General features: G+C 72.6%; 11 protein-coding genes. 10 read left to right on the top strand and 1 reads right to left on the bottom strand.

Annotation, left to right across the window (positions count from 1 at the left end; translation table 11 throughout):
• Positions 1–87 precede the first annotated feature (87 nt).
• Positions 88–1,050 (bottom strand): hypothetical protein, encoded by a 963-nt coding sequence (locus ACFVXG_RS39850; protein ID WP_387935101.1) that lies wholly within the window; start codon positions 1,048–1,050, stop codon positions 88–90.
• A gap of 659 nt (positions 1,051–1,709) precedes the next feature.
• On the opposite strand from ACFVXG_RS39850, the gene ACFVXG_RS39845 reads away from it, so the two are divergent.
• The 10 genes from ACFVXG_RS39845 to ACFVXG_RS39800 all read left to right on the top strand — a co-directional run bounded on the left by ACFVXG_RS39845 (position 1,710) and on the right by ACFVXG_RS39800 (position 12,950).
• Complete coding sequence (locus ACFVXG_RS39845) at positions 1,710–3,188, top strand: FAD-dependent monooxygenase (RefSeq protein ID WP_387935099.1); 1,479 nt, start codon at positions 1,710–1,712, stop codon at positions 3,186–3,188.
• Positions 3,189–3,207: 19 nt separating this feature from the next.
• Entirely contained in the window at positions 3,208–3,534 is a 327-nt protein-coding gene (locus ACFVXG_RS39840) for a TcmI family type II polyketide cyclase (RefSeq protein WP_387935097.1), read from the top strand.
• Positions 3,531–4,811 (top strand): beta-ketoacyl-[acyl-carrier-protein] synthase family protein, encoded by a 1,281-nt coding sequence (locus ACFVXG_RS39835; RefSeq protein WP_350506488.1) that lies wholly within the window; start codon positions 3,531–3,533, stop codon positions 4,809–4,811. The genes ACFVXG_RS39840 and ACFVXG_RS39835 overlap by 4 nt, the downstream gene beginning before the upstream one ends.
• On the top strand, positions 4,808–6,037 hold the full coding sequence (locus ACFVXG_RS39830) for a ketosynthase chain-length factor (RefSeq protein ID WP_387935095.1): 1,230 nt from the start codon (positions 4,808–4,810) through the stop codon (positions 6,035–6,037). The genes ACFVXG_RS39835 and ACFVXG_RS39830 overlap by 4 nt, the downstream gene beginning before the upstream one ends.
• Positions 6,038–6,096: 59 nt before the next feature.
• Entirely contained in the window at positions 6,097–6,366 is a 270-nt protein-coding gene (locus ACFVXG_RS39825; RefSeq protein ID WP_350506486.1) for an acyl carrier protein, read from the top strand.
• Positions 6,367–6,480: 114 nt separating this feature from the next.
• Positions 6,481–7,266 carry a 3-oxoacyl-ACP reductase FabG gene (gene fabG / locus ACFVXG_RS39820; RefSeq protein WP_387935092.1) on the top strand — a complete coding sequence of 262 codons (786 nt, stop codon included), beginning with the start codon at positions 6,481–6,483 and terminating at the stop codon, positions 7,264–7,266.
• 46 nt (positions 7,267–7,312) lie between these two features.
• The gene (locus ACFVXG_RS39815; RefSeq protein ID WP_387935090.1) at positions 7,313–8,251 is read left to right on the top strand and encodes an aromatase/cyclase; all 939 of its coding nucleotides are present in this window, start codon (positions 7,313–7,315) and stop codon (positions 8,249–8,251) included.
• A gap of 3 nt (positions 8,252–8,254) precedes the next feature.
• A complete protein-coding gene (locus ACFVXG_RS39810; protein WP_387935088.1) occupies positions 8,255–10,333 on the top strand; it encodes an SDR family oxidoreductase in 2,079 nt (692 codons plus the stop codon).
• Entirely contained in the window at positions 10,333–11,577 is a 1,245-nt protein-coding gene (locus ACFVXG_RS39805) for an MFS transporter (RefSeq protein ID WP_387935087.1), read from the top strand. Before ACFVXG_RS39810 ends, ACFVXG_RS39805 begins: the two co-directional genes overlap by 1 nt.
• A gap of 53 nt (positions 11,578–11,630) precedes the next feature.
• On the top strand, positions 11,631–12,950 hold the full coding sequence (locus tag ACFVXG_RS39800; protein ID WP_387935085.1) for a nucleotide disphospho-sugar-binding domain-containing protein: 1,320 nt from the start codon (positions 11,631–11,633) through the stop codon (positions 12,948–12,950).
• Positions 12,951–12,975: the final 25 nt, after the last annotated feature.

The raw sequence follows: 12,975 nt of genomic DNA, 5'->3' as shown, positions 1-12,975 counted from the left end.
CGCCAACTGCGGGACGGCCGCAACAGTTCCCGTTTCAACAAGTACTTTTGATGAAACGTCAGGCGGCAGCGGCTGCAGGTGCGCTGATCAGGGAAGTCCCTGTTCTCGGCCCTTCCGGGCGGGCTGCTTGCGCCCGTCCAGCGTCCGGCGGACGTCCGCGTCGTGGTAGTAGGTCCGTCCCTGGGCGGCGCGGCGGCGCCACTGCTGCTCGCTGGCGTGGCGGTAGACGCTGCCGGGCGCGATGCCCCACAGCCGGGCGATCTGACCGGCACTCACCCAACGCACGTCGTCCTGCTCGGCGACCGAGGTGACCGAGGCGACCGAGGTGACCGAGGTGACTGAGGCGACCGCGGCGACGGTGGACGTGGGGGCGCCCGACCCGCGCTGCGCGAGGAGCCTGCTCAGCATGAGCCACTCCTCCGCCGGCCACCGGTGGGACGGTACGGCGTCGCAGCTGATCTCGGCCGGCCGACCGGGCCGTCGGTCCTGCGGCACGGCGGTCAGCCCGCCGCTGCAGTCCGCCTCCACGCAGCCGCCGACCGCCACCCGGCGGGCGGGGGAGGGGTCGATCACCCGCCGCGCCCGGCGCACCAGGGCGGCGACCTCCTCGGAGAGCTCACCGGCGGCGGAGTGGGCGGCCAGCCAACCCGAGTGCGGGAGCAGGAAGTCGACGAGTCCGGCCGTCGAGCCGCGGGGAACGCCGACCCGCCGCTCATCCACGACCAGGGACGCCCAGGCGCGCAGCACCGCGAGGATCGAGGAACGGGCTTCGGCCGCAGCGGTGTTGAACGGCATGCCGGGCAGCGGCCCGCCGGAGGTCCGCTCGTGCGACTGCTCCGGTCCGCCGAGGCGCAGGCCGCACTCCTCGTACAGCCGGGGCAGCCGCCGCAGCTCCACCACCAGGCGGTCGCCGCAGGCGGGGCAGAGTCCGGAGCCGGCGGCGGCGAGGCGCCGGGCCCGGCCCGCGTCCTCCGCCCCGCGGCAGGCGGCGCCCGCGCAGACCCGAATCGCCGTTCCCCCTGCCGCCGAGTGCGCCGGATCCCGAGTCATGGCCTCTCCCCGCCCGTCCGAAGTGCCGCTTCGAAGTACTGCTCCGAAGCGCCGCTCCGGTGTACCGTTCCGAAGTCCTGCTCCGAGCACCGCGAAGCTATTTCACCGATTCGTGGACGAGCAAGACTGAGAGCCGTTATCTGTACCTTCCATGTAGTTGATTTCGCCTTCCCCTGGGAAACCTGTCCCGCCTCTGAGTCGAAGCCATCCGGAGGCCGTCCGGGGCCGTGCGAAGTGGCCCCGGAGCGACCCGGAGCGGCCCCGCCTCGATCCTCACGCGATCCTGACGCGATTCCGCCTCGAATCGGCGCACGGCCGCCACATCCGTCCCTGACCTGCGGGTACTTCCGGCCCGGCGAAGCGGACTTGACATCGATCTGACGAAAGCTTGTGGCTCCCCTGGAAAAGCGACCTTGACATGACCGGAGCTTCCGAAGAGGCTGTTGATTAGTCTCCGCAGCACTGTGTTGAATCACCGACGGGTGTTCTACCGGCCTCTCTGAATGGCCGCTCCCGCGATACCCCGAGTAACACCCGAGTATCCGCGGAATCGCCCGTCGAGGGAATCACCGAGCCGCCCGTGCCGCCGCCCCACCCGAAGACCGGCGCCGGTGCACTGCGTTGACGTCCAGATCATTCCGACCCCCGAGGGCAGGCACATGGATGCTTCAGTCATAGTCGCCGGCGCTGGCCCGGCAGGACTCACGCTCGCCGCCGAGCTGCGTCTTGCGGGCGTAGACGTCATCGTTCTGGACCGCCTGGCGGAACGGACCGGGGAGTCCCGCGGGTTGGGGTTCACCACGCGCACGATGGAGGTCTTCGACCAGCGCGGGCTGCTGTCCCGCTTCGGTGACATGGGGACCAGCAACGCGGGCCACTTCGGCGGCCTGCCGGTGGACTTCGGGGTGCTCGACAGCATCCACCAGGCGGCCAAGACCGTTCCGCAGTCGACCACCGAGACGATCCTCGAGGAGTGGGTGGTCGGTCTGGGGACCGACCTGCGGCGCGGCTGGGAGCTGCTCTCGCTGCGGGACGACGGGGACTCCGTCGAGGTCGTGGTCCGCGGGCCGGAGGGCGAACAGCGCCTGACCGCCGCCTACTTGGTGGGCTGCGACGGCGGCCGCAGCACCGTGCGCAAGGCTGCGGGCTTCGACTTCCCCGGCACCGCGGCGACCATGGAGATGTTCCTCGCCGACGTGCGGGGCGTCGAGATCGCGCCCCGGCTGATCGGCGAGACCCTGCCGGGCGGCATGGTGATGGCCGGCCCGCTCGGCGACGGGGGCTTCACCCGCATCATCGTCTGCGAGCACGGGGCCCCGCCCCGGCAGCGGACCGAACCGCCCACCTACCAGGAGGTGGCCGCCGCCTGGCAGCGGATCACCGGCATCGACATCTCGCACGCCGAGCCCGGCTGGGTCAGCGCCTTCGGCGACGCGACCCGCCAGGTCACCGAGTACCGGCGGGGCCGGGTCCTGCTGGCCGGGGACTCCGCGCACATCCACCTGCCGGCCGGCGGCCAGGGCATGAACACCGGCATCCAGGACGCGGTCAACCTCGGCTGGAAGCTGGCGGCCGTGGTCCGCGGCACCGCCCCGGCGGCGCTGCTGGACACCTACCACAGCGAGCGCTTCCCGGTCGGGGAGCGGCTGATGCTGAACACCAAGGCCCAGGGGCTGCTCTTCCTCAGCGGCCCGGAGATCCAGCCGCTGCGCGACGTGCTGCGCGAGCTGATCCGCTACGAGGAGGTCAGCCGCCACCTCGCGGGCATGGTCAGCGGCTTGGAGATCCGCTACGACGTGGGCCGGGGCGGCCACCCGCTGCTCGGCCTGCGCATGCCGCACCTGGAACTGGTCGGCGACACGTACAAGACCAGCAGCACGGCCCTGCTGCGCCCGGCCCGCGGCGTGCTGCTGGACCTGGCGGACAACGCCGAACTCCGCAACCGGGCGGCGGGCTGGTCGGACCGGGTGGACATCGTGACGGCGGCGCCGCACGGAGTCCCGCAGGACAGCCCGCTGCTGGGCACGGCGGCCGTGCTGATCCGCCCCGACGGGCACGTGGCGTGGGCCGCGCCCGGCAGCCACCACGACCTGCCCATGGCACTGGAGCGCTGGTTCGGCCCCTCCCGAATCCGGTAGGCCTGAGAAGGAGATTCAGATGCACAGCACATTGATCGTGGCGCGGATGGAGCCCGGTTCGCTCGGGGACGTCGCCCGCCTGTTCAGCGAGTTCGACGGCAGCGACATGCCGCACCGGATGGGTACCCGGCGCCGTCAGCTCTTCTCGTACCGGGGGCTCTACTTCCACCTCCAGGACTTCGACTCCGAGGACGGCCGGGAGCGGATCGAGGAGGCCAAGACGGACCCGCGGTTCGTCGGCATCAGCGAGGACCTCAAGCCCTTCATCACCGCCTACGACCCGGCGACCTGGCGTTCCCCCGCTGACGCGATGGCGCAGCGCTTCTACCACTGGACGGCACGGTGACCGCGCCGCACGGCCGGCGGGTCGTGATCACCGGTATCGGCGTCACCGCGCCCGGCGGGGTGGGGACCAAGGCCTTCTGGAGCCTGCTGACCGACGGCCGCACCTCGACCCGGCGGATCAGCCTCTTCGACCCGTCCCCGTTCCGCTCCCAGGTCGCGGCGGAGGTCGACTTCGACGCCGACCTGCTCGGGCTGAGCCCGCAGGAGGTCCGGCGGATGGACCGCGCCGCGCAGTTCGCGGTGCTCACCGCCCGCGAGGCGGTGGCGGACAGCGGGCTGGAGTTCACCGCCCTGGACCCGCATCGCACCGGGGTGACCATCGGCAGCGCGGTCGGCGCGACCATGGGCCTGGACCAGGAGTACCGGACGGTCAGCGACAGCGGCCGGCTCGACCTGGTCGACCACACCTACGCGGTGCCGCACCTGTACAACTTCCTGGTGCCCAGCTCCTTCGCGGCCGAGGTCGCCTGGGCGGTGGGCGCCGAGGGGCCGAGCACGGTGGTCTCCACCGGCTGCACCTCGGGCCTGGACTCGATCGGGTACGCCACCGAGCTGATCCGCGAGGGCACGGCGGACGTCATGGTCGCCGGGGCGGCCGACGCCCCGATCTCACCGATCACCGTGGCCTGCTTCGACGCGATCAAGGCGACCACCCCGCGCAACGACGACCCGGAGCACGCCTCGCGCCCCTTCGACGGCACCCGCAACGGGTTCGTCCTGGGCGAGGGCGCGGCCGTCTTCGTGCTGGAGGAGATGGAGAGCGCCAAGGCACGGGGCGCCCGCATCTACGCCGAGATCGTCGGCTACGCCAGCCGCAGCAACGCCTTCCACATGACCGGGCTGCGCTCCGACGGCCGCGAGATGGCCGAGGCGATCCGGGTCGCGCTGGACGAGGCCCGGCTCAACCCCGAGGACATCGACTACGTCAACGCCCACGGCTCGGGCACCAAGCAGAACGACCGGCACGAGACCGCCGCCTTCAAGAACAGCCTGGGCGAGCACGCGTACGCGGTGCCGGTGAGCTCCATCAAGTCGATGGTCGGCCACTCCCTGGGGGCGATCGGCGCGATCGAGATCGCCGCCTCGGCGCTCGCCATCGAGCACAACGTGGTGCCGCCCACGGCGAATCTGAGCACCCCCGACCCCGAGTGCGACCTCGACTACGTGCCGGTCACCGCGCGCGACTGGCGCACCGACGCCGTCCTCTCAGTGGGCAGCGGCTTCGGCGGGTTCCAGAGCGCCGTGGTGCTCGCCCGTCCGGAGAGGAGCGCCGGATGACCGCCGGTACCGCCAGGGCCGTCGTCACCGGCCTCGGGGTGGCCGCCCCCAACGGCCTCGGCGTGGCGGACTACTGGGCGGCCGCCCGGGCCGGCCGCAGCGGCATCGGCCGGGTCTCCCGCTTCGACCCGTCCGGCTACCCGGCCCGGCTGGCGGGCGAGATCACCGGGTTCGACGCCAAGGACCACCTGCCCGGCAAGCTCCTCCCGCAGACCGACCGGATGACCCAGATCGCCCTGGTGAGCACCGACTGGGCGTTCGCCGACGCCGGGGTGGACCCGGCGGCGCTGCCCGAGTACGACATGGGCGTGATCACCGCCAGCACCTCGGGCGGCTTCGAGTTCGGCCAGCGCGAGCTGAAGGCGCTGTGGAGCCAGGGCAGCCGGTACGTCAGCGCCTACCAGTCCTTCGCCTGGTTCTACGCGGTCAACAGCGGCCAGATCTCCATCCGCAACGGCATGCGCGGGCCCAGCGGCGTGGTCGTCAGCGACCAGGCCGGCGGGCTGGACGCCATCGCCCACGCCCGGCGGCAGATCCGCAAGGGCACCGGGCTGATGGTCTCCGGCGCCGTCGACGCCTCGATCTGCCCGTGGGGCTGGGTGGCCCAGCTGGCCGCCCAGCGGTTGAGCACCAGCGACGACCCGGAGCGGGCGTACCTGCCGTTCGACCCGGCCGCCCGCGGGCACGTGCCCGGCGAGGGCGGCGCGCTCCTGGTGCTGGAGGACCTCGACCGGGCCCGCGACCGGGGCGCCCGGCAGATCTACGGAGAGATCGCCGGCTACGGGTCCACCTTCGACCCGAAGCCGGGCAGCGGGCGCCCGCCCGGTCTGCGCAAGGCGATCGAGCTGGCGCTGGCGGACGCCGGGATGGCACCGGACCAGGTCGACGTGGTGTTCGCCGACGCGGCGGCCATCCCCGAACTGGACCGGATCGAGGCCGAGGCGATCACCGCGGTCTTCGGGCCCCGGGGGGTGCCGGTCACCGCGCCCAAGACGATGACCGGCCGGCTGTACTCCGGCGCGGCCCCGCTGGACCTGGCCACCGCCTTCCTGACCCTGCGGGACGGGGTGATCCCGCCGTCCATCCGGGTGTCCCCGTCCGAGGACTACGACATCGACCTGGTCACCGACCGGCCGCGCACCGCCCCGGTGCGCTCCGCCCTGGTGCTCGCCCGCGGCTACGGCGGCTTCAACTCGGCCGTCGTCGTGCGCGCCGTCGAGCAGTGACCACCGGACCCGCCCGCCGCGACCACGCGGACGTCCGCGACCCCACCGAAAGGACAGCCATGCCTGCTCGTGAATTCACCCTCGAGGACCTCAAGCGCATCCTGCGCGAGGGGGCCGGCGCGGACGAGGCCGTCGACCTCGACGGCGACATCCTCGACACCGACTTCTTCTCGCTGGGCTACGAGTCCCTGGCGCTGCTGGAGACCACCGGCCGGATCGAGCGCGAGTTCGACATCTCGCTGGAGGACGACGCCCTGACCGGCGACCGGACCCCGCGCGGCCTGATCGGGGCCGTCAACGAGCAGCTGGCGCCCGCGCCGACCCGCTGAGACCCGTACCGCCGAAAGACCCGCCGAGAGGCCCGTACCGCCGCCGTGCCCGGTCCCGCGCACGGCGGCGGCGCGGAGCCGGCCGTCGCCCAACGATGTTTCCAGGAGAAGGACATGACGCAGCAGAATCCGAGGGTCGCCGTCGTCACCGGCGCGACCAGCGGCATCGGCCTGGCGGTCGCCAGGCTGCTCGCCCAGCAGGGGCACCGGGTGTTCATCTGCGCCCGTACCGAGGAGGGCGTGTCCCGGACGGTCAAGGAGCTGCTGGACGAGGGGCTGGACGTCGACGGCGCGCCCTGCGACATCCGCTCCGCCGAGGACATCCAGCGCTTCGTCGCCCAGGCGGTCGACCGCTTCGGCACCGTCGACGTGCTGGTCAACAACGCGGGCCGCAGCGGCGGCGGCCCCACCGCGGGGATCAGCGAGGAGCTCTGGCACGACGTCATCCGGACCAACCTGGACAGCGTCTTCCTGATGACCCGCGAGGTGCTGAACGCCGGCGGCATGTCCGCCAAGGACCGCGGCCGGATCATCAACATCGCCTCCACCGCCGGCAAGCAGGGCGTCGTCCTGGGCGCCCCCTACTCGGCCTCCAAGCACGGCGTGGTCGGCTTCACCAAGGCGCTCGGCAACGAGCTGGCGCCCACCGGCATCACGGTCAACGCCGTCTGCCCGGGCTACGTGGAGACCCCGATGGCGGAGCGGGTGCGCCAGGGGTACGCGGCCGCCTGGGAGGTGTCGGAGGAGCAGGTGCTGGAGAAGTTCCAGGCCAAGATCCCGCTCGGCCGCTACTCCACCCCGGAGGAGGTGGCCGGCCTGGTCGGCTACCTCGTCTCGGACACCGCGGCCTCCATCACCGCCCAGGCGCTCAACGTCTGCGGCGGCCTGGGCAACTTCTGAGCCCCCGCGCAGCCCCGGTGCAGACCACCCAGACAAGGAGAGAGCGATGACCGTGCGCGAGGTCGAGCACGAGATCACCATTGCCGCGGCCGCGGCCGAGGTGTACCGGCTGATCGCGGAGGTCGAGAACTGGCCGCTGATCTTCCCCCCGTCCGTCTACGTCGACCACGTCGAACGCGGCGAGCGCGAGGAGCGGATCAGGATCTGGGCCACCGCCAACGGCGAGGCCAAGGGCTGGACCTCGCGCCGCACCCTCGACCCGGAGGGGCTGCGGATCACCTTCCGGCAGGAGGTGCCCGCGGCTCCGGTGGCGGCGATGGGCGGGACCTGGATCATCGAGCCGCTCGGCGCCGACGAGTCCAGGGTCCGGCTGCTGCACGACTACCGGGCCGTCGACGACGACCCGGAGAAGCTCGCCTGGATCGACCGGGCGGTCGACCGCAACAGCCGCTCCGAGCTGGCCTCGCTGAAGAGCAACGTCGAGCGGGTCACCGGCGCCGCCGAGCTGACCCTCTCCTTCACCGACACCGTGGAGATCAAGGGCTCGGCCCGGGACGTCTACGACTTCATCAACGAGGCCCAGCTCTGGAGCGAGCGGCTGCCGCACGTCGCCGAGGTCTCGCTGACCGAGTCCACTCCGGGGCTGCAGACCCTGCGGATGGACACGACGACCAAGGACGGCTCCGTCCACACCACCGAGTCGGTCCGGGTCTGCTTCCCCCACCACCGGATCGTCTACAAGCAGACCACCCTGCCGGCGCTGATGAACCTGCACACCGGGTACTGGCAGCTCGACGAGGGCGACGACGGCGTCACCACCGCCACCTCCCAGCACACCGTGGTGCTCAACACCGAGAACATCACCAGGATCCTGGGGGAGGACGCCGGGATCCCGCAGGCCCGCGAGTTCATCCGCAACGCGCTCGGCGCCAACAGCCGGGCGACGCTCGGCCACGCCAAGGAGTACGCGGAAGCGCGGCGCTGAGCGGTGGGCACCCGGAGCGACGGTGCGCTGGACACCGATGTGATCGTGGTGGGCGCCGGCCCGGTCGGGCTGCTGCTCGCCGGCGAACTGCGCACCGGCGGTGCGCGGGTGGTCGTCCTGGAGAAGCTGACCCGGCCCACCACCGAGTCCCGGGCCTCGGTCCTGCACGCCCGGACGATGGAGATCCTCCACGACCGCGGCCTGCTCGACCGCCTGGGCCCGCCGCCGGACGCCGGCCCCGGCCACTTCGGCGGCATCCCGCTCGACCTGACCCTCGCGGGCGACAGCCCGTACGCGGGGCAGTGGAAGGCGCCGCAGACCCTGATCGAGGCGGTGCTCCAGGAGTGGGCCACCGGGCTCGGCGCCGAGGTCCGGCGCGGGCACACCGTGACGGGCCTGGTCACCGACCCCGACCGGGTGCTCGTCGCGGCCACCGGGCCGGACGGCGTACGGCGGCGGCTGAGCGCCGCCCACCTGGTCGGCTGCGACGGCGAGCAGAGCACGGTGCGGTGGCTGGCCGGGTTCGAGCTGGCCGGCGCGCTTCCCACCAAGGAGCTGCTGCGTGCCGACCTCGCGGGCGTCGACATCCCGGACCGCCGCTTCGAACGGAACGCCAAGGGGGTCGCCAACGCCCGCCGGGGGCCGCGCGGGATCACCCGGATCATGGTGCACGAGTTCGGCCGGGTGCCCGAACCGGACGGCCCGCCGGTGGAGTTCGCCGAGGTCGCCCGGGTCTGGGCCCGGGTCACCGGCGAGTCCCTGGACGGCGCCGAGCCGGTCTGGGTGAACGCCTTCCACAACGCCCGCCGGCAGGCCACCCGGTACCGGCGGGGCCGGGTGTTCCTGGCCGGGGACGCCGCCCACGTCCAACTGCCGGTCGGCGGGCAGGCGTTGAACCTCGGGCTGCAGGACGCGGCCGACCTCGGCTGGAAGCTCGCCGCGTACGCCACCGGCCGCGCGGACGGCGAACTGCTCGACACGTACCACGCCGAGCGCCACCCGGTGGGCGCCCGGGTGCTCGGGAACATCGAGGCGCAGGCCCAACTGATGTTCGGCGGGCCGGACATGGACGCGCTGCGGGCGGTCTTCCGGGAGCTGCTGGCGACCGGCCCGGCCCGCCGCCACCTCGCCGCCATGATCAGCGGCCTCGACCGCCCCCGCTCGGACCGCCCCCACGCCGAGCACCTCAACACCGAGAACCCCCACACCGAGAACCCCCACCCGGACCGACCCCGTACGGACCGACCCCACGCGGACCGTCCCCACTCGGACCACCCCCGCCCGGAGCACCGCCGGACCACGTACAGGAGGGACACCACCATGGGCAAGCTCAACGCCAGGACCGCACTCGTCACCGGCTCCAGCCGGGGCATCGGACGGGCGATCGCGCTGCGGCTGGCACGCGAGGGCGCGCTGGTCGCGGTGCACTGCTCGCACAACCTCGAAGCCGCCGAGGAGACCGTGGCGACGATCGAGAAGGACGGCGGCCGGGCCTTCGCCGTGCAGGCCGAACTGGGCGTCCGCGGCGACGTCCACGAGCTCTTCCTCGCGGTGGAGCGCGGCCTCAAGGAGCGCACCGGCGCGACGACGCTCGACATCCTGGTGAACAACGCCGGGATCATGGGTGGGGTCGCCCCCGAGGACGTCACCCCCGAGCAGTTCGACCGGCTCTTCGCCGTCAACGCCCGGGCGCCGTTCTTCATCATCCAGCGGGCGCTGGGCCTGATCCCCGACGGCGGCCGGATCGTCAACATCTCCTCCGGGCTGACCAGGGTCGCCAACCCGCAGGAGGTGGCGTACGCGATGACCAAGGGCGCGATCGACCAGCTCACCCTGCACTTCGCCAAGCACCTGGGCCCGCGCAACATCACCGTGAACAGCGTGGGCCCCGGCATCACCGACAACGGCACCCCGATCTTCGACAACCCGGAGGCGGTGGCGCAGATGGCGCAGCTGTCGGTGTTCAACCGGGTCGCGCAGACCTCCGACGTCGCCGATGTGGTGGCCTTCCTGGCGAGCGGTGACGCCCGCTGGATCACCGGCTCCTACCTCGACGCCAGCGGCGGCACCCTGCTCGGCTGATGACCACCCTCCCCGTCGACTCCGCCACCGCCGCCACCGGCCGGCCGCCCCGGCAGCGGGCCCTGCTGTTCGTGCTGGCCGGGAACATGCTCATCGACGCGCTGGAGGTGTCCGTCCTGCTGGTGGCGACGCCGGCCGTCCGGGACGACCTCGGCCTGTCGCTGTGGAACACCCAGTGGGTGATGAGCGGCTTCGCACTCGGCTTCGCCGCCCTGCTGCTGCTCGGCCCGTCCGTCACCGCCCGTTGGGGCCGGCGCCGGGTCTACCTCGCCGCCCTGGTGGTCTTCGTCGCCGCCTCGGTGGCGGGCGGACTCGCGGACCAGGGGCTGCTGCTGGTCCTCACCCGCGTGGTCAAGGGGATGTGCGCCGCGCTGACCGCCCCCACCGGTCTGGCGATCATCGGCACCACCTTCCGGGAGGGGCCCGAGCACCGGCGGGCGGTGTCGGTCTACTCCCTGTTCGGGGCGGTCGGCTTCACCGCGGGCCTGCTCTGCTCGGGGCTGCTCACCGGGCTGACCTGGCGCTGGAGCGTGGTCTGCTCGGCGCCGGTGGCGCTGGTGCTGTTGGTCTTCGCGCTGCGGCTGATCCCCGCCGACCGGGAGCCTGCGGGCGGGGAGCCCGTAGGCGGCGGCCCGCGGCTGCGGCTGCGGCCGGCGCTGCTGCTGCGCAACGGCCCGCTGCTGCGGTCCGCCCTGTGCGCGGCCTCGCTCAACGGCGCCTACCTGGGCCTGCTGCTCCTGGTCACCTTCCAACTGCACGACGAACTGGGCTGGAACTCCTGGCAGACGGCGCTGGCCTACCTGCCCGCCTGCGTACCGCTGGCGCTCTCGCTGCCCTTCTCCGGGCAACTGGTGGGACGCGTCGGCACCGACCGGCTGATCGTGGCCGGCCTGCTCTCGGCGACCCTCGGCGACGCCCTCTACCTGTGGCGGGGCACGCCGGACTCGTACCTCACCGGGGTGCTGCCGACCATGCTGCTGGTCGGCGCGGGCTTCGTGCTCTCCTTCGCGGCCCTCAACATCCAGGCCACGTCGGGGATCCCGGCCGCGGAGAAGCGGCTGGCCGTCCCGCTCTACCAGACCGCCGTCCAACTCGGCGCCGTGCTGGTGCTGCCCGCCGTCGCCGCACTGATCGGCGACCACGGCCGGTACCGGCCCGCGCTGCTGCTCATCACCGCCGTCGGAGCCGCCGGCTCGCTCGTCGCGCTCACCGGGGTCCGACGGCGGCCCCGCACCGACGCCTGATCCACCCCCACTACCGGCCGAACCCGGCTGCACCGTCTGAATGGAGCTCATCGATGCGTGTCCTGTTCACCGTCTTCCCGGCCTCGGCCCACCTCTACCCGGTCGTGCCGCTCGCCTGGGCGCTGCAGGCCGCCGGGCACGAAGTGGTGGTGGCCGCCCACGAGGGCGTCGTCGACCCGGACGTGATCAACAACATCACCAAGGCCGGCCTCACCGCGCTGCGGCTCGGCCGCAAGGAGGAGCTGCCCGACGCCCTCGGCCGGCACACCGGCGAGATCAAGCCGGACCGCCCGACCCTGGCCTTCGACCCCAAGGACGACGACCCGGACACCTGGCGGCTGGCCCGGTTCTTCGTCGCGGGGATGCTCAACCTGCACTACCCCACCAAGCTGACCGAGGACGGCCGCCGCCCGATCGTCGACAACCTCGTGCAGTTCGCCAAGGACTGGCGCCCCGACCTGATCCTCTGGGACCCGCTGGTGCTGCCCGCCCCGATCGCCGCGAAGGCCTGCGGCGCCGCCCACGCCCGCCTGCTCTGGGGCACCGACAACATCGGGGTGATCCACGAGCGGACGAAGGCGGAGCTGGCCAACCCGATCCCGCCGAAGCCGGACGAGGACCCGCGGCTGACGCTGACCGAGGACCCGCTGGAGGCGTGGATGCGCCCGCTCCTGGACGCCCACGGCCTGGAGTTCAGCGACGAGATGCTGCTCGGCCAGTTCAGCCTGGACCTGACCCAGTCCCGGATGCGCCAGCCGCTCGACCTGACCTACGTCCCGGTCCGCCGGGTCCCGTACACCGGCGCGGGCGAGTTCCCGTCCTGGCTGCACAAGCGGCCGGAGCGGCCCCGCGCGGTGCTGACCCTGGGCATGAGCCGGCGCAACATCTACGGCAAGTACAGCGGCTTCCCGATGCGCGAGCTGTTCGACTCGGTGGCCGACCTGGACCTCGAGCTGATCGCCACCCTGAACAGCGACCAGCTGGCCACCGTGGGTGCCGTCCCGGACAACGTCCGCACCGTGGAGTACATCCCGCTCAACCAGGTCATGCCGACCAGCTCGGCGGTCATCCACCACGGCGGCGGCGGCACCTTCGCCTCGGCGGTGGCCTTCCAGGTGCCGCAGCTCGTGGTGCCGCTGCCGATGTGGGACGAGATGGTCACCGCCCGGTACGTGGTCGACCGGGGCGCCGGACTGGTGGTCGACCCGGAGGGGCTGGACGTGGCCGACATGGCCAAGCAGCTGGTCCGGCTGATCGAGGAGCCCTCCTTCCAGGACGGCGCCCGCGGCCTGTACGAGGACATGCTGTCCGCCCCGGCGCCGAAGGACATCGTCCCGGTCCTGGAGCGGCTGACCGAGCAGCACCGCGGCTGAGGCCCCGTCTACGAACTCCCGCCAC

Origin of the sequence: Kitasatospora sp. NPDC058162 (assembly GCF_042884005.1) — a bacterium.
Classification (GTDB): domain Bacteria; phylum Actinomycetota; class Actinomycetes; order Streptomycetales; family Streptomycetaceae; genus Kitasatospora.
This window is presented reverse-complemented; position numbering and strand designations above follow the sequence as displayed.

What these genes read in the sequence shown, in the direction of transcription:
- ACFVXG_RS39850 (WP_387935101.1), bottom strand. Translation starts at nt 1,050, where the DNA reads ATGACTCGGGATCCGGCGCACTCGGCGGCAGGGGGAACGGCGATTCGG.
- ACFVXG_RS39845 (WP_387935099.1), top strand. Translation starts at nt 1,710, where the DNA reads ATGGATGCTTCAGTCATAGTCGCCGGCGCTGGCCCGGCAGGACTCACG.
- ACFVXG_RS39840 (WP_387935097.1), top strand. Translation starts at nt 3,208, where the DNA reads ATGCACAGCACATTGATCGTGGCGCGGATGGAGCCCGGTTCGCTCGGG.
- ACFVXG_RS39830 (WP_387935095.1), top strand. Translation starts at nt 4,808, where the DNA reads ATGACCGCCGGTACCGCCAGGGCCGTCGTCACCGGCCTCGGGGTGGCC.
- ACFVXG_RS39825 (WP_350506486.1), top strand. Translation starts at nt 6,097, where the DNA reads ATGCCTGCTCGTGAATTCACCCTCGAGGACCTCAAGCGCATCCTGCGC.
- fabG (WP_387935092.1), top strand. Translation starts at nt 6,481, where the DNA reads ATGACGCAGCAGAATCCGAGGGTCGCCGTCGTCACCGGCGCGACCAGC.
- ACFVXG_RS39815 (WP_387935090.1), top strand. Translation starts at nt 7,313, where the DNA reads ATGACCGTGCGCGAGGTCGAGCACGAGATCACCATTGCCGCGGCCGCG.
- ACFVXG_RS39805 (WP_387935087.1), top strand. Translation starts at nt 10,333, where the DNA reads ATGACCACCCTCCCCGTCGACTCCGCCACCGCCGCCACCGGCCGGCCG.
- ACFVXG_RS39800 (WP_387935085.1), top strand. Translation starts at nt 11,631, where the DNA reads ATGCGTGTCCTGTTCACCGTCTTCCCGGCCTCGGCCCACCTCTACCCG.